The organism is Paraburkholderia podalyriae (assembly GCF_014397785.1).
GTDB lineage: Bacteria > Pseudomonadota > Gammaproteobacteria > Burkholderiales > Burkholderiaceae > Paraburkholderia > Paraburkholderia podalyriae.
Genome location: NZ_VZQQ01000040.1, coordinates 19,776 through 38,272, shown reverse-complemented (window position 1 = coordinate 38,272; position 18,497 = coordinate 19,776). Strand labels below are relative to the sequence as shown.

Annotated in this window: 15 protein-coding genes; 12 read left to right on the top strand and 3 right to left on the bottom strand. The window is 65.1% G+C overall.

Annotated elements, in window-relative coordinates:
• Window positions 1–21 precede the first annotated feature (21 nt).
• Window positions 22–1,014, top strand: a complete 993-nt coding sequence (locus F6X42_RS30765) for a GlxA family transcriptional regulator (protein ID WP_187637804.1) — start codon at window positions 22–24, stop codon at window positions 1,012–1,014.
• Window positions 1,015–1,028: 14 nt separating this feature from the next.
• On the opposite strand, the gene F6X42_RS30760 is transcribed toward F6X42_RS30765, so the two are convergent.
• Window positions 1,029–2,111 (bottom strand): GlxA family transcriptional regulator, encoded by a 1,083-nt coding sequence (locus F6X42_RS30760; RefSeq protein WP_187637803.1) that lies wholly within the window; start codon window positions 2,109–2,111, stop codon window positions 1,029–1,031.
• Between the two features lie 312 nt (window positions 2,112–2,423).
• On the opposite strand from F6X42_RS30760, the gene F6X42_RS30755 reads away from it, so the two are divergent.
• The 6 genes from F6X42_RS30755 to F6X42_RS30730 are packed head-to-tail and all read left to right on the top strand — an operon-like array spanning window position 2,424 to window position 9,394.
• Complete coding sequence (locus tag F6X42_RS30755) at window positions 2,424–3,818, top strand: L-serine ammonia-lyase (RefSeq protein ID WP_187637802.1); 1,395 nt, start codon at window positions 2,424–2,426, stop codon at window positions 3,816–3,818.
• Between the two features lie 36 nt (window positions 3,819–3,854).
• Complete coding sequence (locus F6X42_RS30750) at window positions 3,855–5,099, top strand: sarcosine oxidase subunit beta family protein (protein ID WP_187637801.1); 1,245 nt, start codon at window positions 3,855–3,857, stop codon at window positions 5,097–5,099.
• Between the two features lie 31 nt (window positions 5,100–5,130).
• Entirely contained in the window at window positions 5,131–5,454 is a 324-nt protein-coding gene (locus F6X42_RS30745) for a sarcosine oxidase subunit delta (RefSeq protein ID WP_187637800.1), read from the top strand.
• Window positions 5,451–8,453, top strand: coding sequence for a sarcosine oxidase subunit alpha family protein (locus F6X42_RS30740; protein ID WP_187637799.1), 3,003 nt, complete (start codon window positions 5,451–5,453; stop codon window positions 8,451–8,453). Before F6X42_RS30745 ends, F6X42_RS30740 begins: the two co-directional genes overlap by 4 nt.
• The gene (locus F6X42_RS30735; protein ID WP_187637798.1) at window positions 8,443–9,099 is read left to right on the top strand and encodes a sarcosine oxidase subunit gamma; all 657 of its coding nucleotides are present in this window, start codon (window positions 8,443–8,445) and stop codon (window positions 9,097–9,099) included. The genes F6X42_RS30740 and F6X42_RS30735 overlap by 11 nt, the downstream gene beginning before the upstream one ends.
• A 31-nt stretch (window positions 9,100–9,130) precedes the next feature.
• Window positions 9,131–9,394, top strand: a complete 264-nt coding sequence (locus F6X42_RS30730) for a hypothetical protein (RefSeq protein WP_187637797.1) — start codon at window positions 9,131–9,133, stop codon at window positions 9,392–9,394.
• A 12-nt stretch (window positions 9,395–9,406) separates the two neighbouring features.
• Here the strand turns inward: F6X42_RS30730 and ampC are convergent, their stop codons facing one another.
• Entirely contained in the window at window positions 9,407–10,588 is a 1,182-nt protein-coding gene (gene ampC, locus F6X42_RS30725) for a class C beta-lactamase (protein WP_187637796.1), read from the bottom strand.
• A 287-nt stretch (window positions 10,589–10,875) separates the two neighbouring features.
• Here ampC and fdhA point away from each other — a divergent pair, with 287 nt between their 5' ends.
• Window positions 10,876–12,075: a formaldehyde dehydrogenase, glutathione-independent gene (gene fdhA, locus F6X42_RS30720; protein ID WP_187637795.1), complete on the top strand. Its 1,200-nt coding sequence runs from the start codon at window positions 10,876–10,878 to the stop codon at window positions 12,073–12,075.
• 60 nt (window positions 12,076–12,135) lie between these two features.
• Here the strand turns inward: fdhA and F6X42_RS30715 are convergent, their stop codons facing one another.
• A complete protein-coding gene (locus tag F6X42_RS30715; protein WP_187637794.1) occupies window positions 12,136–13,131 on the bottom strand; it encodes a GlxA family transcriptional regulator in 996 nt (331 codons plus the stop codon).
• A 417-nt stretch (window positions 13,132–13,548) separates the two neighbouring features.
• On the opposite strand from F6X42_RS30715, the gene F6X42_RS30710 reads away from it, so the two are divergent.
• Genes F6X42_RS30710 through F6X42_RS30695 form a run of 4 tightly spaced genes read left to right on the top strand, consistent with a single transcriptional unit; the run spans window position 13,549 to window position 18,495 of the window.
• Window positions 13,549–14,823, top strand: a complete 1,275-nt coding sequence (locus tag F6X42_RS30710) for a serine hydroxymethyltransferase (protein ID WP_187637793.1) — start codon at window positions 13,549–13,551, stop codon at window positions 14,821–14,823.
• Between the two features lie 18 nt (window positions 14,824–14,841).
• A complete protein-coding gene (locus tag F6X42_RS30705) occupies window positions 14,842–15,813 on the top strand; it encodes a dipeptidase (protein WP_187637792.1) in 972 nt (323 codons plus the stop codon).
• A gap of 44 nt (window positions 15,814–15,857) precedes the next feature.
• Window positions 15,858–16,397, top strand: coding sequence for a DUF5943 domain-containing protein (locus F6X42_RS30700; protein ID WP_187637791.1), 540 nt, complete (start codon window positions 15,858–15,860; stop codon window positions 16,395–16,397).
• A 34-nt stretch (window positions 16,398–16,431) separates the two neighbouring features.
• Complete coding sequence (locus F6X42_RS30695; protein WP_187637790.1) at window positions 16,432–18,495, top strand: NADH:flavin oxidoreductase; 2,064 nt, start codon at window positions 16,432–16,434, stop codon at window positions 18,493–18,495.
• The last annotated feature ends 2 nt before the right edge of the window (window positions 18,496–18,497 follow it).

Sequence of the window (18,497 nt, the reverse complement as noted above, 5' to 3'; positions counted from 1 at the left end):
ATGCGGCTATCGAACGTGGCCATGAAGCGCGACCCGATCGTCTCCACCGAAGCCGATGCGCGGCTGTCCGCGGTCGCCCACGTCGGCTTTCTGACCTTGCCGAACTTTTCGATGATCGCGTTCACGAGCGCTGTCGAGGTGCTGCGCATGGCGAACTACGTGGGCCGCGCGCAGCACTACCGGTGGTCGGTGATCACGCCGGACGGCGAGCCAACGCCCGCCAGCAACGGCATCACGGTGAAGCCGACCACCACGCTCGCCGAGGCCGGCATGCCGGACCTGCTGTTCGTGTGCGCGGGCTGGCACGTGCGCGAGTATGTGAACGACGCGGTGATCGCGCTGCTACGCGAGGCGGCCGCTCAGCGCGTGCCGCTCGGCGGCATCTGCACAGGCCCGTATGCGCTGCTCGCGGCTGGGCTGCTCGACGGCTATCGCGCGACCGTGCATTGGGAGGACATGTCGCCGTTGCACCAGCGCTATCCGCACGTGCATTTCGACGACGAACTGTTCGTGATCGACCGCGACCGGCTGACCTGCACCGGCGGCACCGCGCCGCTCGATCTGATGCTGCATCTGGTCGGCATGCGGCTTGGCTCCGCGGTGGCCGCGCAGGTGTCGGAGCAGTTCATCGTCGAGCGGATTCGCGGTTCGACCGATTACCAGCACATTCCGGTCGACGCGCGGGTCGGCCTGTCGCGCGCTGAACTGATCGAAGTGGTGCGGCTGATGGAAGCGAACATCGAGGAGCCGCTGTCGCTCGATGAACTCGCGCGGCTCGTCAAGCTGTCACAGCGTCATTTGCAGCGGATGTTCAAGCTGTTCCTGAACGTGTCGCCGACGCATTACTACCTGAGCTTGCGGCTGCGCCGCGCGCGCGAGCTGCTGCGCAATACCGACGCGTCGATCGCGCGCGTGACCACGGTGTGCGGTTTTCATTCGCCGTGTCATTTCAGCAAGGCGTATCGCGCGCAGTTCGGGCATGCGCCGAGTGTCGAGCGGCGCCTGTCGGAGTAGCGCGCCGCGCGAATTCAGATCGCCTGCGCGCGGCCCGGAAATGTTTCGTCGTAGCACGAGCCATCGTCGGCTTGCGCCGCCGTGCCCCGCTGGTCGCGATACATCATCGGCGGCACGCCGAACTGTTTGCGAAATTCCCGTCCCAGATGCGACGCGTCCGAAAAGCCGCAGCTCGACGCGATATCCGCAACGGTCTTATCCGAACTCGTCAACAGCCACGCGGCGGTGCGCAGACGCACCAGCTTCGCGTACGCCTGCGGCGCCTTGCCGGTCTGCGCCTTGAACAGCCGCTCGAGCTGACGCGGCGACAGATCGAGCTTGCCCGCCAGCTCGTCGAGCGACAGCGCGCGGCCCACGTGCTGCTCCATCAGCAGGATCGCGCGCTTGACCTTCGGATGCGAGGCCGGCGCGAGACCGGGCGGATGCGGCTGCGGCGCGTTGCCTTTCTGCAGGTCGTCGACGAGCAGAATGCGCAGCGCCTTCTGCACCGTGGCGGTTTCGAAATGACGCAGCAGGATCGCGGCGGCGACGTCGATCGACGCACGGCCGCCGGAACAGGTGATGCGCCGCCGGTCGATCACGAACAGCCGGTCGGCGACCAGCATCTGTTCGTCGACCGAAGGAAAACGCTCGATGAAATCCCAGTAGTGAAACCAGCTCACGCAGATGCGATGGCCGTCGAGCACGCCCGCGCGCATCAGCGAGAACACGCCGGTGCACATGCCGACCAGCGTCGCGTCGCGAGCGGCGGCGCGGCGGATGAACGCGAGCGTCGCCTCGCTCGCGGCCGGTCCCGAGTGCAGCAGTCCGCCGACCACCACCACGTAATCGAATTTTTCGGCGGCCTCGAAGGTTTCCCACGGCGTGATCTGGATGCCGCAACTTGCGCGCACCGGAGCAAGGGTTTCCCCGATCACGCTCCACGAGCAGCGTACCGGCTTGCTGAAGTCGCCTTCGTCAGCGGACAGGCGCAGCAGGTCGACGAAACCCGAGAACGCGGTCAGCGTGAAGTTCGGCAGCAGGATGATGCCAAAGCGGATGCGCTGCTTCGTGGCGGTGTCGAGCGAGGGAGGGGCAAGTGTTTGAGCGGAATTCATGCGCGCGGCGGTTCGGCGAAAGGAACGGCGAAAGAGGAACGAACGTTAACCGAAACGGTGAGGCAAGCATAGCACCGCGTGCCTTCAGCATCACCGGCCGCAAACTGGGCGCCTGTCGCAAACGCGTAGCGAGATGTGCCCGGCGGCCCGCGCGGTGACTCGGTTGACGACGCCATCCCACTGCGTTGCCGTTTTTGTTCTATCGATCCGGCCCGCCGTGCGGTGCAATACGTACATTCCATCCGGGCGCATCAGTCAGCGCGAAGCGCTCCGGTCATCGCAACGCGCAAGGCCCAACGCACAAGGCTCGCCATGAACGTCAGCGTCTTCGATCTGTTCAAGATCGGCATCGGTCCATCCAGCTCGCACACGGTCGGGCCGATGATTGCCGCCTGCCGCTTCGCGTCGCATATCGAGGACGCGAATCTGCTCGGCTTCGTGCGCCGCGTCAGAGCCGAGCTGTTCGGCTCGCTCGGCGCGACCGGCAAGGGCCACGGCACCGACAAGGCGGTGCTGCTCGGCCTCGAAGGCAATCTGCCGGACCGGCTCGACCCGGACCTGATCGAGCCGCGGCTGCTCGCGATCCGCGCGACCAAACAGCTCGTGCTGCTCGGCAAGCATCCGGTCGCGTTCGACGAGCGTGAACATGTCGGCTTCTACCGCAAGCTGATGCCGGGCGCACCGGGTTCGGGCGTCGTGCATCCGAACGGCATGCGCTTTCAGGCCTTCGACGAAAACGGTCAGTTGCTCGTCGAAAAAGAGTATTACTCGATCGGCGGCGGCTTCGTCGTCAATCGCGATGGGGATCGCGTGAACGGACAGCGCGCCAACGCGGAGGTGCCGTATCCGTTTCGCACCGGCGACGATCTGATGCGGGTGTGCCGCGAAAGCGGTCTGTCGATCGCCGAAGTGACGTTGCGCAACGAATCCGCGACGCGGCCCGAGTCCGAAGTGCGCGAAGGCCTGCTGGCGATCTGGCGCACGATGGCCGCGTCCGTCGAGCGCGGCTGCAAGGCGCGCGGCGAGCTGCCCGGTCCGATGCGCGTGAAGCGCCGCGCGGCCGAGCTGTGCGAGCGACTGCGCACGCACTCGGAGGAATCGCTGCGCGACCCGCTGTCGATGCTCGACTGGGTCAACCTGTACGCGATGGCGGTCAACGAGGAGAACGCCGCGGGCGGCCGGGTCGTCACCGCGCCGACCAACGGCGCGGCCGGCGTGATCCCGGCAGTGCTGCACTACTACGTGAAGTTCATGCATGCGGCGAGCGACGCGGGCATCGTCGACTTCCTGCTGACCGCCGCGGCGATCGGCATCATCTACAAGGAAACCGCGTCGATCTCGGGCGCCGAAGTGGGCTGCCAGGGCGAAGTGGGGGTGGCCTGCTCGATGGCCGCCGCGGCGCTCGCGGCCGTGATGGGCGGTACGCCCACCCAGGTCGAGAACGCCGCCGAAATCGGCATGGAACACAACCTCGGCATGACGTGCGATCCGGTCGGCGGGCTGGTGCAGATCCCGTGCATCGAGCGCAACGCGATGGGCGCGATCAAGGCGATCAACGCGGCGCGCCTCGCGATGAAGGGCGACGGCAAGCACGTGGTGTCGCTCGACAGCGTGATCCGGACGATGCGCGAAACCGGCGCCGACATGAAGACGAAATACAAGGAGACGTCGCGCGGTGGACTCGCCGTGAACGTCATCGAGTGTTGAAGCACACAGCATCTGCAAAACCGCAAAGGACCAACGATGAGCCGCTATTCGATATTCAGCCTGCTGCGCAACGGGATGTCGTATCACGAGAACTGGGAGCGGCAATGGCGCAGCCCCGAGCCCAAACGTGAGTACGACGTCGTGATCGTCGGCGGCGGCGGGCATGGTCTCGCGACCGCGTACTACCTCGCCAAGGAGCACGGCGTGCGCAATGTCGCGGTGCTCGAGAAGGGCTGGATCGGCGGCGGCAATACCGCGCGCAATACGACGATCGTGCGTTCGAACTATCTGTGGGACGAGTCCGCCGGGCTCTACGAGAAAGCGATGAAGCTGTGGGAAGGGCTCGCGCAGGATCTGAACTACAACGTGATGTTCAGCCAGCGCGGCGTGATGAATCTCGCGCATACGCTGCAGGATGTGCGCGACACCGAACGCCGCGTCAACGCGAACCGTCTGAACGGCGTCGATGCCGAATTCCTCACGCCCGCCCAGATCAAGGAACTCGAGCCGACCATCAATCTGAACAGCCGCTACCCGGTGCTCGGCGCATCGATCCAGCGGCGCGGCGGCGTCGCGCGGCACGACGCGGTGGCCTGGGGTTTCGCGCGCGGCGCGGACCAAGCCGGCGTCGATATCGTGCAGAACTGCCAGGTCGTCGGCATTCGCCGCAACGGCAGCCAGGTGACGGGCGTCGACACGACCAAGGGCTTCATCAAGGCAAAGAAGGTTGCGGTCGTCACGGCTGGCAACACTTCGACGCTCGCCGATATGGCCGGCGTGCGGCTGCCGCTCGAAAGCCATCCGTTGCAGGCGCTCGTGTCGGAGCCGATCAAGCCGGTCGTCAACACGGTCGTGATGTCGAACGCGGTCCACGCGTATATCAGCCAGTCCGACAAGGGCGATCTCGTGATCGGCGCGGGCGTCGATCAATACACGGGCTTCGGCCAGCGCGGCAGCTTCCATATCATCGAGGGCACGCTCGAGGCGATCGTCGAAATGTTCCCGGTGTTTTCTCGCGTGCGGATGAACCGGCAGTGGGGCGGCATCGTCGATGTGTCGCCGGACGCGTGCCCGATCATCAGCAAGACCGACGTCAAGGGGCTGTATTTCAACTGCGGATGGGGGACGGGCGGCTTCAAGGCGACGCCTGGCTCGGGATGGGTCTTTGCGCACACGATCGCGAAGGACGAACCGCATCCGTTGAATGCGCCGTTCTCGCTGGATCGGTTCTATACCGGTCATCTGATCGATGAGCACGGCGCGGCCGCCGTGGCTCACTAAGGCTACGCGCCGCAACGAAGAGGAGACACAGATGCTGCTGATCGAATGCCCGTGGTGCGGTCCCCGCGCCGAAACCGAATTCTCGTGCGGCGGCGAGGCGGACATCGTCCGCCCGGTCGACACCGACACGCTCACCGACCAGCAATGGGGCGACTACCTGTTCATGCGCAAGAACCCGCGCGGCGTGCATCGCGAGCAGTGGCTGCATGCGCAAGGCTGCCGCCGCTGGTTCAAGGCGCAGCGCGACACCGTCAGCTATGCATTCCAGGGCTACCAGACGTTCGAGCGACCCTTGCTGTCGCTCGACAATAGCGACGCACAGGCAGGCAACAAGCAAGAGGGCAAAGCATCATGAGCCAGAAAGACCGACTCCCGACCGGTGGCCGGATCAACCGCGCGATCGCGCTCAGCTTCACGTTCAACGGCGCCGAATACCAGGGTTACCAGGGCGATACGCTCGCGTCGGCATTGCTCGCCAACGGCGTGCATTTCGTCGCGCGCAGCTGGAAATATCATCGGCCGCGCGGCATCGTGACCGCGGGCGTCGAGGAGCCGAACGCGGTCGTGCAGCTCGAGACCGGCGCCTATACGGTGCCGAACGCGCGGGCCACCGAGGTCGAGTTGTACCAGGGGCTCGTCGCGAGCAGCGTGAACGCGAAACCGAGCATCGAGAAGGACCGCATGGCGATCAACCAGAAGTTCGCGCGCTTCATTCCGGCGGGCTTCTACTACAAGACCTTCATGTGGCCGCGCAAATTGTGGCCGAAGTACGAGGAAGCGATTCGCGACGCGGCCGGCCTCGGCACCGCGCCGCAACACCGCGACGCCGACCGCTACGACAAGTGCTTCGCGCATTGCGACGTGCTGGTGGTCGGCGGCGGCCCGACCGGGCTCGCGGCCGCGCACGCGGCGGCCTTGTCCGGTGCGCGCGTGACGCTCGTCGACGATCAGCCCGAGCTCGGCGGCACGCTGCTGTCCTGTGGCGCGGAGATCGATGGCAAGCCCGCGCTGCAGTGGGTGCAGAAAATCGAGGATGAATTGCGACAGTTGCCCGACGTGAAGATCCTGAGCCGCAGCACTGCGTTCGGCTATCAGGACCACAATCTCGTCACGGTCACGCAACGTCTGACCGATCATCTGCCCGTGTCGCAACGCAAGGGCACGCGCGAACTGTTGTGGAAGATCCGCGCGAAACGCGTGATTCTCGCGACCGGCGCGCATGAACGGCCGATCGTGTTCGGCAACAACGATCTGCCGGGCGTGATGCTCGCATCGGCGGTGTCGGTCTACCTGCATCGCTATGCGGTGCTGCCGGGGCGCAACGCGGTCGTGTTCACGAACAACGATGACGGCTATCAATGCGCGCTCGACCTGAAAGCGGCCGGCGCCCAGGTGAGCGTGATCGATCCGCGCGCGGGCGAATCGAAGGGCACGCTGCCCGCGCTCGCCCGCCGCCATGGCATCAAGGTGCTGAACGGCACGGTGGTCACGGCGGCGCACGGCAAGCTGCGCGTCGCGTCGGTGGCGATCGCCTCGTATGCGCAAGGGCGGATCGCCGCGCAACAGGGCGAGCTGCCGTGCGATCTGCTCGCGATGTCGGGCGGCTGGAGCCCGGTGCTGCATCTGTTCGCGCAGTCGGGCGGCAAGGCGCATTGGCATGACGACAAGGCCTGCTTCGTGCCGGGTAAGGCGCTCCAGGCGGAAACCAGCGTCGGCGCCTGCGCAGGTGACTTCACGCTCGGCCAGGGCATCCGCTTCGCGGTCGACGCCGGCGTCGACGCGGCGCGCGCGGCCGGACACATCGTCGCGCGGCCGAATCCGGTGCAGGTCGCCGAGTTGAGCGAAACGAAGCTGGAACCGCTGTGGCTCGTCGGCGGACGTGAGCTGGCCACGCGCGGGCCCAAGCAGTTCGTCGATTTCCAGAACGACGTGGCGGCCGCCGATATCTTCCTCGCCGCGCGTGAAGGTTTCGAATCCGTCGAACACGTGAAGCGCTACACCGCGATGGGTTTCGGCACCGACCAGGGCAAGCTCGGCAACATCAACGGCATGGCGATTCTCGCGCAGGCGCTCGGCAAGACCATTCCCGAGACCGGCACGACGACGTTCCGGCCAAACTACACGCCGGTCACGTTCGGCACCTTCGCCGGCCGCGAACTGGGCGAATGGCTCGATCCGGTGCGCAAGACCGCGGTGCACGAATGGCATGTGGAAAACGGCGCCGCGTTCGAGGACGTCGGCAACTGGAAGCGTCCGTGGTACTACCCGAAGGCGGGCGAGGACCTGCACGCGGCGGTTGCGCGCGAAGCGCTCGCGGTGCGCACGAGCGTCGGCATTCTCGATGCGTCGACGCTCGGCAAGATCGACATTCAGGGCCCCGACGCCGCGAAGCTGCTGAACTGGGTGTACACGAATCCGTGGACCAAGCTCGAAGTCGGCAAGTGCCGCTACGGCCTGATGCTCGACGAAAACGGCATGATCTTCGACGATGGCGTCACCGTGCGCCTCGCCGAGCAGCATTACATGATGACGACCACCACCGGCGGCGCGGCGCGCGTGCTCACGTGGCTCGAACGCTGGCTGCAAACCGAATGGCCCGACCTGCGCGTGCGGCTCGCGTCGGTCACCGATCACTGGGCGACGTTCGCGGTGGTCGGACCGATGAGCCGCAGGCTGCTGCAAAAGGTCTGTGACGACATCGACTTCGCGAATGCGGCGTTCCCGTTCATGACATATCGCGAAGGCACCGTGGCGGGGGCGGCATCGCGCGTGATGCGCATCAGCTTCTCGGGCGAGCTCGCGTATGAAGTGAACGTGCCGGCGAACGTCGGGCGCGCGGTGTGGGAAGCGTTGATGGCCGCGGGCGCGGAGTTCGACATCACGCCGTACGGCACCGAGACGATGCACGTGCTGCGCGCGGAGAAGGGCTACATCATCGTCGGCCAGGATACGGACGGCTCGATGACGCCGCACGACATCGGCATGAGCGGGCTCGTCGCGAAGTCGAAAGACTTTCTCGGCAAGCGCTCGCTCGCCCGCTCGGACACCGCGAAGGCGGGGCGCAAGCAACTGGTCGGGCTGCTCGCGGACGATGCGTCGTTCGTGATCCCCGAAGGCTCGCAGATCGTCGCGGGTCCGTTCCAGGGCGACACCGCGCCGATGTTGGGACACGTCACGTCGAGCTATTACAGCCCGATCCTCAAGCGCTCGATCGCGATGGCGGTCGTCAAGGGCGGTCTCGACAAGATCGGCACGACCGTCACGATTCCGCTCGCGAGCGGCAAACAGATCGCGGCGAAAATCGCGAGTCCGGTGTTCTACGACAGCGAAGGAGCACGTCAACATGTGGAATGAAACAGGCGGGACAGTGCCGGTCGTGGCCCGCACGCCCGGGCGGCAAAGCGGCGTATGGCAGGAGTCGCCGCTGGTGGGAGTCGCTGCGTTGCTCAAGCAGCATCAGGCAGGCGCGAGCGCCGCGTTCCGGCTCGGCGAGCGGCCGTTTCTGGAACTCGTGAACGTGCGTGGCGACACCCGCGACGCGGCGTTCATCCGCGCGGTCGAACAGGTGATCGGCTGCAAGCCGCCGGAACAGGCGAACACGGTCGCACGCGGCAACGGCTACGACATGGTGTGGCTCGGCCCTGACGAATGGCTCGTGCGTTCGGAAGCCGCGCACGACGCGACCCGTACGGCGCCGTTTCAGTCGAAGCTCGGCGCGGCGTTCGCGGGCGTGTTCGCATCGGCGGTCGATGTCGGCAGCGGCAGCACGGTGCTCGAAATCAGCGGCACCCGCACGCGCGACGTGCTCGCGCGCGGCTGTCCGCTCGACCTGCATCCGCAACTGTTCGGGGTGGGGCAGTGCGCGCAGAGCCATTACTTCAAGGCGTCGATCACGTTGCTGCCCACGGGCGCCGACAGTTTCGACATCGTCGTGCGCCGCAGCTTCGCGGATTACTTCGTCAGGATCATGCTCGACGCCGCCGAGCCGTTGATGTGCTGAGCGATGCGCGGCTCGCTTTGCTGATTTCGCCATGACGTCGACCCGCGCGGCCACCTCGCTTCTCACGGCACGCGCTTGCGATGAGCGCGATGCCGGCGCCGCGCTCGCGCTGCTCGATCAAAGTATCGCGCTGCGTCATCGGCGCATTGCGCTGATCCGCTATCTGCTCGCGCGGGAGCTCGGTGCGCCACTCGAAGCGCGGCATCATGCGTACGTCGAGAAGATCGCGGCCCGTCTGAGCGCGGACGCGCTCGCGCGGATCGCCGGCACAGCGCGCGCGCGGCTGCGCCCGTAAGTCCACGCCGTATCAGGGCTTGCCGGCATCCAGCGCCGTGAGGATCTGATGCGCGGCGCTCACGCGCGCTTCGTTCGGGAAATTGCGATTGGCGAGCATCACGATGCCGATGCGCTTTTGCGGCACGAACGCGACATACGCACCGAACCCGTTGGTCGATCCGGTCTTGTTGATCCAGACGTTCTGCTGCGGCGGCAACGGCGGCTTGATTTCGGTCGATGGCGTCCCGTTGAGGACCATCTCCAGCGAATTGCCGGCCTGCAAAGTGCGCAACTCGACCGGATACGGGTACTGCTCCCAGATCAGATCCTGGGTCAGCACGCCGGACTGGAAGTAGCCGGTATGCGTGTCCGTGATCGCGCGCTGCCACTGACTGTCGAGCGGAATCAGGTTCATGTTCGCCTGCACGTAACGCAGCATATCCGCGGCGGTCGATTTCACCCCGTAGGCTTCGGCGGAAATCACGCCGCCCGTCAGACGGACCGGCGCGCCGTCTTTCGCATAGCCCTGCGCATAGTCCGGCATTTTCGCCGCGGGGACGTCGATGTGGCTGTTCTTCATGCCGAGCGCCGGAAACGCGCGTTGCTGCATCAGCACGGTGAAATCCTGTCCCATCGCCTTCGCGGTGATCAGGCCGAGCGTGCCGATGCCGGGATTCGAGTAAGTGCGGAACGTGCCGGGCGCATGAGCGGGCTGCCAGTCATGGAAATACCGCAGCAATTGCGCGTCGTTATGGATGTCGTCCGGCACCTGTAGCGGCAGACCGCCAGGCGTGTGCGTGCCGAGGTTCAGCAGGCTGACTTTGCCGAACGGGCGGCCGCGCAGCGTGGGCAGATAGCGCTCCGTGCCGTCCGACAACGACAGCTTGCCGTCGAGCTGCGCATACGACGCGAGCGTCGCCGTGAAGGTCTTGCTGATCGAGCCGAGTTCGAACAGCGTGTCGCGGGTTACGGGCTTGCCGGTTTGCGTCGATGCGACGCCGTAGTTGTACACATAGGGCTTGCCGTCGTCGATCACGCCGACCGCCATGCCGGCGATATGGTACTTCGCCATCAGCGGCTGGATCGCGGCATCGACGGCCGGTTTGAGTTGCGCGCCGATGGGCTCGGCCGCGTGGCTGACGGGTGAGATCCCGGACAGCGTGAACAGCGCGAACGTGGTGGTTGTTATCAGTTTGAGCGCTCGGGTCTTCATTGCAAACGGGTCCTCGGTCGTGGAGTGTGGATCGGTGAATCGGTGGATCGGCGATTCGGGGGAGGCTGCACTATCCGGCTTTCGCGAAGCGCTGGCAAACGACGATATGTTGCGTGAGGGTAAAGAAAAAGTTATGCGCGGCAAGCCGCGCGATGCCGGCGTTGTCGGTTGCGGCCAAACGCGTGTCGTGTTCGGCACAGGTGTCGCTGCGGGCGGCCGCTACGCTGGTGAAACGGTGCGCCGTGCAGCGTGCGGGGCGCACCGCTCACGAACATGGAGACGAGACAATGAGCAGCAATCGCGGCGTCGTGTATCTGGGGCAGGGCAAGGTCGAAGTACAGTCGATCGACTATCCGAAGATGGTCGATCCACGCGGCAGGTCGATCGGCCACGGCGTGATCCTGAAAGTGGTGAGCACGAATATCTGCGGCTCCGATCAGCACATGGTGCGTGGCCGCACGACCGCCGAAGTTGGCCTGGTACTCGGGCACGAGATTACCGGCGAAGTGATCGAGATTGGGCGCGACGTCGAGACGCTGCAGGTCGGGGATCTGGTGTCGGTGCCGTTCAACGTCGCGTGCGGACGCTGCCCGACCTGCAAGGCGCAGCATACGGGAGTGTGTCTGAACGTCAATCCGTCGCGCGCGGGCGGCGCGTATGGTTATGTCGACATGGGCGGCTGGATCGGCGGCCAGGCTGAATACGTACTGGTGCCGTATGCGGACTTCAATCTGCTGAAATTTCCGGACCGCGCGCAGGCGCTGGCGAAGATCCGCGACCTGACCTGCCTGTCCGACATTCTGCCGACCGGCTATCACGGCGCGGTGATGGCCGGCGTGAAGCCCGGCGCGACCGTCTATATCGCGGGTGCGGGACCGGTCGGCATGGCGGCGGCCGCATCCGCGCGCCTGTTGGGCGCGGCCTGCACGATCGTCGGCGACATGAACGAGGCGCGCCTCGCGCATGCGCGCAAGATGGGCTTCCAGACCATCAATCTGTCGAAGGACGCGACGCTCGGCGAACAGATCGAGCAGATCCTCGGCAAGCCCGAAGTGGATTGCGCGGTGGACTGCGTCGGCTTCGAAGCACACGGACACGGCAGCAGCGGCTCACACGAGGAAGCCCCGGCCACGGTGCTCAATTCGCTGATGGAAATCACTCGGGCGGCTGGTGCGATCGGCATTCCCGGACTCTATGTGACCGACGATCCCGGCTCGGCCGATGCCGCCGCGCGCCGGGGCAGCCTCAGCTTGCGTTTCGGGCTCGGCTGGGCCAAGTCGCATTCGTTCCACACCGGGCAGACGCCGGTGATGAAGTACAACCGCGATCTGATGCAGGCGATACTTTGGGATCGTTTGCCGATCGCCGATATCGTCAACGTGACGGTGGTGTCGCTCGACGATGCGCCCGAGGGCTACCGGCAATTCGACGGCGGCGCGCCGAAGAAGTTTGTGATCGACCCGCACGGGTTGTTGAAGGCGGCTTGAGTTTGGCTGGCCGCTAAAGCGCTGCGTGGCCTGCCGGGCACGCGGCGCCTGATTGATCAATCAAGCCGCCATCACCGGCGCATTGGAGAGCGAAGGCGCCTGCCGGCGACGCTCACGCGTCGGCGCGGTGCCGAACGCATCGCGATAGCTCTTCGAGAAGTGGCAGGCCGACTGGAAGCCGCACGCCATCGTGATGTGCATGATCGACATGTCGGTCTGCAACAGCAGCTCGCGCGCGCGGCGCAAGCGCAGCGTCAGATAGTAGTGCGTGGGCGTCATGCCCAGATGCTCGCGGAACAGTCGTTGCAACTGCCGTTGCGACATGCCGGCGAGTCGTGCGAGTTCTTCGCGCGACAGCGGCTCCTCGATGTTGTTCTCCATCAGCGATATCACTTCGAACAGCGACTTGTTGGCCGAGCCGAGCCGTGCGACGAGCGGCATCTTCTGCTGCGCGCTGGTGTCGCGCACGTGTTCGACGATGAATTGCTCGGCGATCTGCGTGACGCGCGCGTTACCGACGCGCGGTGCGATCAGGTTCAGCATCATGTCGAGCGGCGCGACGCCGCCGGTGCAGGTCACGCGATCGCGATCGATGACGAACAGCTCTTTCAGAAAGCGCGTATCGGGAAACTCCTCCTTCAGCGCCGACATGTTTTCCCAATGGATCGCGCACGCATAACCGGCCAGCAGGCCGGCGCGCGCGAGCGCATAGGTGCCGGTGCACAGGCTGCCCAGCACGCAGCCCATGCGCGCGAAACGGCGCAGCGCGGACAGATGCTCGGCGGTGGTGGAGCGCTGCACGTCGATGCCGCCAACCACGAACACGATATCGGGTTGCCCGACGCACTCGACCGGCCCCGTATCGACGGCTAGCCCGTTGCTCGCCATGACCGGCCCGCCGGCGGGACTGACGATCGACCAGCGGTAAAGCGGCTGGCCCGTCAGATAGTTCGCCATGCGTAGCACTTCGATCGCGTTGGTGAAGGCGATCATCGTGAAGTTGTGAACCGGCATGAACGCGAAATGCGACAGCGACGCCGTGCGATCGGTGGACATGAGAACGGTGATTCCTGAGATGAATGTCGCGTCGCCGTGGGGGATGGCGACTACCTGAATTCTGAGTATCAGGGCAACTACTGTGCCATCAGGCTAAACCCTTGGACGCTGCGCACAAAGCCTGGAATAGCCAGGCAATCGACTGATGAAACGGCCCCGCGCGGCACCAGAACGGCGCAGCGACGCCCGTGCGGCGCACCCGATCGGCGCAGGGAGACCGTCTTGTCGTGCAGGCCCATGCGCGCGGAGCACGCCGACTTGTCGAAAAAGGACGCGCATGGCGGAAAAGGCAAAAAACGCGTCTGAATTCGTAAATCGACGCGCGGGCGGACCGTCAAGAATAGACGCAAGGCAAAGCGGTGGCGCTACCCCGGCGACCTGCGGTCACCTTCCCGTCAACGTTCTCACGGACCTGTCATGTCGAACCCGAATCCCTTCTTCGAAGACTCCCTACCGGCGCGCGATCCGGCGGTGCGCGGCGCCATTCTGAAAGAGCTCGAGCGCCAGCAGTCGCAAGTCGAGCTGATCGCGTCGGAAAACATCGTGTCGCGCGCGGTGCTCGACGCGCAGGGCTCGGTGCTGACCAACAAATACGCGGAAGGATATCCGGGCAAGCGTTACTACGGCGGTTGCGAAAACGTCGACGCGATCGAGACGCTCGCGCTCGATCGCATCAAGCAGCTGTTCGACGCGCGCTTCGCCAACGTGCAACCGCATTCCGGCGCGCAGGCGAACGGCGCGGTGATGCTCGCGCTCACGAAGCCGGGCGATACGGTGCTCGGCATGTCGCTCGACGCGGGCGGGCATCTGACGCACGGCGCGAAGCCCGCGTTGTCGGGCAAGTGGTTCAACGCGGTGCAGTACGGTGTGCGGCGTGACACGATGCTGATCGACTACGAGCAGATCGAGGAGCTGGCGCAACAGCACAAACCCGCGCTGCTGATCGCCGGGTTCTCCGCCTATCCGCGCGCGCTCGACTTCGCGCGGCTGCGCGCGATCGCCGATGGCGTCGGTGCGAAGCTGATGGTGGACATGGCGCATATCGCCGGCGTGATCGCGGCGGGCCGTCATGACAATCCGGTCCCGCATGCGCACGTGGTCACGTCGACCACCCACAAGACCTTGCGCGGTCCGCGCGGCGGCTTCGTGCTGACCAACGACGAAGAGATCGCCAGGAAGATCAACTCGGCGGTGTTCCCCGGCTTGCAGGGCGGCCCGCTGATGCACGTGATCGCCGGCAAGGCGGTCGCATTCGGCGAGGCGCTGCAGCCGGGCTTCAAAACCTATATCGACAGCGTGCTCGCGAACGCGCGGGCATTGGGCGAGGTGCTCAAAGCGGGCGGCGTCGATCTGGTGACGGGCGGCACCGACAACCATCTGCTGCTGGTCGATCTGCGACCCAAGGGGCTCAAGGGCAATCAGGTCGAACAGGCGCTGGAGCGCGCGGGCATCACCTGCAACAAGAACGGCATTCCGTTCGATACCGAGAAGCCGACGATCACCTCCGGCATTCGTCTGGGCACACCGGCGGCCACGACGCGCGGCTTCGGCGTCAGCGAGTTTCGCGAGGTCGGCCGTCTGATCGTCGCGGTGCTCGATGGGCTGCGTGGGTCCCCCGACGGCGATGCCGCAACCGAACAACGCGTGCGCCGCGAGATTTTCGCGCTGTGCGAGCGCTTTCCTATTTACTGAGTACGCGTGGAGCAAACGATGAGCCAACTGCACGAAAACAGCATCATCATCGACGGGCTGAACATTTCGAAGTTCGAGCGCTCGGTGTTCGAGGATATGCGCAAGGGTGGCGTTACGGCGGTGAACTGCACGGTGTCGGTCTGGGAGAGTTTTCAGAAGACCGTCGACAACATCGCCGAAATGAAGCAGCAGATCCGCCAATACAGCGAAATCCTGACGCTGGTACGCACCACCGACGACATCTTCCGCGCGAAGCAAGAGAACCGGACCGGCATCATCTTCGGCTTCCAGAACGCGCATGCGTTCGAGGACAACCTCGGCTATATCGAAGCGTTCAAGGATCTCGGCGTCAACGTGGTGCAGCTTTGCTACAACACGCAGAACCTCGTCGGCACCGGCTGCTACGAGCGCGACGGCGGTCTGTCCGGTTATGGGCGCGAAGTGATTCAGGAAATGAACCGCGTCGGCATCATGGTCGATCTGTCGCACGTGGGCGGCAAGACCTCGTCGGAGGCGATCGCGGCGTCGAACAAACCGGTCTGCTATTCGCATTGCTGCCCGTCCGGGCTCAAGGAGCATCCGCGCAACAAGACCGACGAGCAGCTGAAGGAGATCGCGGACGCGGGCGGCTTCGTCGGCGTGACGATGTTCGCGCCATTCCTGAAGCGCGGAGCGGATGCGACCGTCGACGACTATATCGAGGCGATCGAATACGTGGTGGACCTGATCGGCGAGGACCAGGTGGGAATCGGCACCGATTTCACGCAGGGCTACAGCACCGAGTTTTTCGACTGGATCACGCACGACAAGGGCCGCTATCGCCAGTTGACGAACTTCGGCAAGGTCGTGAATCCCGAAGGCATTCGCACGATCGGCGAGTTTCCGAACCTCACGGCCGCGATGGAACGCGCCGGCTGGAGCGAGACGCGCATCCGCAAGATCATGGGCAAGAACTGGGTACGGGTGTTCGGCGAAGTCTGGAACGTGTGAGCGTCACCCCTTCCTTTTATAGCGGATAGAAACGGAGTCTTTTCATGCAACCCCAACTGCCCATCGACGTGAATCCGGACACCGGCGTCTGGACCACCGACGCGCTGCCGATGCTGTACGTGCCGCGTCATTTCTTCACGAACAACCATGTCGCCGTCGAGGAAGCGCTCGGCCGCGACGCGTACGCGGAAATTCTGTACAAGGCCGGGCACAAGTCCGCGTATTTCTGGTGCGACAAGGAAGCGAAGCAGCATGGGCTGACTGGCATGGCGGTGTTCGAGCACTACCTGAACCGTTTGTCGCAGCGCGGCTGGGGGCTGTTCAGGATCATCGAAGCCGATCCGGCCAGCTCGCATGCGCGGATCGAATTGCGTCACTCGTCGTTCGTGCTCGCGCAACCGGGCAAGACCGGCAAGCTCTGCTACATGTTCGCCGGCTGGTTCGCTGGCGCGATGGACTGGGTCAACGATACGGCACCCGAAGGTGCGCGCCAGGGACCGCCGTCGCAATCGCAAGAAGCGCGCTGCGCGGCGGAGGGACACGAGCACTGCGTGTTCGAAGTGTCGCCGCTCGCGTCAATCTAATCCGAGCAATCCGAGCATTCCGAGGTCGATCGCGATGCGTTACCCGAACCTTTTCAAGCCGCTCACGTTGAACCAGCTGACGCTGCGCAATCGCATCGTCAGTACCGCGCACGCGGAGGTCTATGCCGAGCCGGGTGGCCTGCCCGGCGACCGTTATATCCGCTACTACGAGGAAAAGGCGAAGGGCGGCGTCGGACTCGCCGTGTGCGGCGGATCGAGCCCGGTGTCGATCGACAGCCCGCAAGGCTGGTGGAAATCGGTGAATCTCGCCACCGACCAAATTGTCGATCCGCTCGCGCGGCTCGCCGAAGCGATGCACGCGCATGGCGCGAAGATCATGATTCAGGCCACTCACATGGGACGCCGTTCGGCGTTTCACGGCGAGCACTGGCCGCATCTGATGTCGCCGTCGGGCGTGCGCGAGCCGGTGCATCGCGGCAACGCGAAGGTTATCGAGGTCGAAGAGATCCGCCGCATCATCGGTGACTTCGCGGCGGCCGCGAAGCGCGTGAAAGATGCGGGCATGGACGGCATCGAGATCTCGGCGGCGCACCAGCATCTGATCGATCAGTTCTGGAGCCCGCGCACCAACTTCCGTACCGACGAATGGGGCGGCTCGCTCGAAAACCGCCTGCGTTTCGGCGTCGAAGTGTTGCAGGCGGTGCGCGCGGCCGTCGGCGCCGACTTCTGCGTCGGCCTGCGCATGTGCGGCGACGAATTCCATGAAGATGGGCTCGATCACGAGCAACTGAAAGAGATTGCCCAGGCGATGAGCGAGAGCGGCCTGATCGACTATCTCGGCGTGATCGGTTCCGGCGCGGATACGCACAATACGCTCGCCAACTGCATGCCGCCGATGGCGCTGCCGCCCGAGCCGTTCGTGCATCTCGCGGCCGGCATCAAGCAGGTCGTGAAGGTGCCGGTGATGCATGCGCAAAGCATTCGCGACGCGGGCCAGGCAGAGCGGCTGCTCGCGAGCGGCATGGTCGATCTGGTCGGCATGACGCGCGCGCAGATCGCCGATCCACATATGGTCATCAAGATCCGCGATGGCCGCGAGGACGAAATCAGGCAGTGCGTCGGCGCGAACTACTGCATCGACCGGCAGTACAACGGGCTCGACGTGCTGTGCGTGCAGAACGCGGCGACCTCGCGCGAAGCGACGATGCCGCATGTAATCGCGAAGTCGCGCGGGCCGAAGCGCAAGGTCGTCGTGGTGGGTGCCGGACCGGCGGGGCTCGAAGCAGCGCGCGTCGCGAAGTCGCGCGGTCACGACGTGGTGCTGTTCGAGAAGAACGATCACGTCGGCGGCCAGATCATGCTGGCGGCGAAAGCGCCGCAGCGCGAGCAGATGGCGGGCATCGTGCGCTGGTTCGACATGGAGACGAAGCGCCTCGGTGTGGACCGCCGCCTCGGTGTCGCCGCCGACGAGCGCATCATCATGGCCGAAAAGCCGGACATCGTCGTGCTTGCCACCGGCGGTTCGGCGTTCACGTCGCAGGTCGCGGCGTGGGGTGTCGACGCGGGGCTCGCGGTCAGTTCGTGGGACGTGCTCGCCGGCAAGGTCGAGCCGGCCGGCAACGTGCTCGTGTACGACGGCGTCAGCACGCATGCGGGCGCGGGCGTCGCCGATTTCATCGCGAGCCGCGGCGCGAACGTGGAGATCGTCACGCCCGACGTGAAGGTCGCCGACGACGTCGGCGGCACCACGTTCCCGATTTTCTATCGCCGTCTGTACGCGCAAGGCGTGATCCATACGCCCAACTACTGGCTCGACAAGGTGTACGAGGAAGACGGCAAGAAGATCGCCGTGATTCGCAACGAGTACACCGAGGAGCAGGAAGAGCGCGCGGTCGACCAGGTGGTGATCGAAAACGGCAGTACGCCGAACGATCAGCTTTACTGGCGGCTGAAGCCGGAATCGGTCAATCGCGGCCAGCTCGACGTGCACAAGCTGTTCGCGTCCGAACCGCAGCCGTGTCTCGACGAGCCGCTCGGCGACGGTCGTTTCCTGCTGTTCCGGGTCGGCGACTGTATCTCGATGCACAACATTCACGGCGCGATCTACGACGCGCTGCGCCTTTGCAAGGATTTCTGACG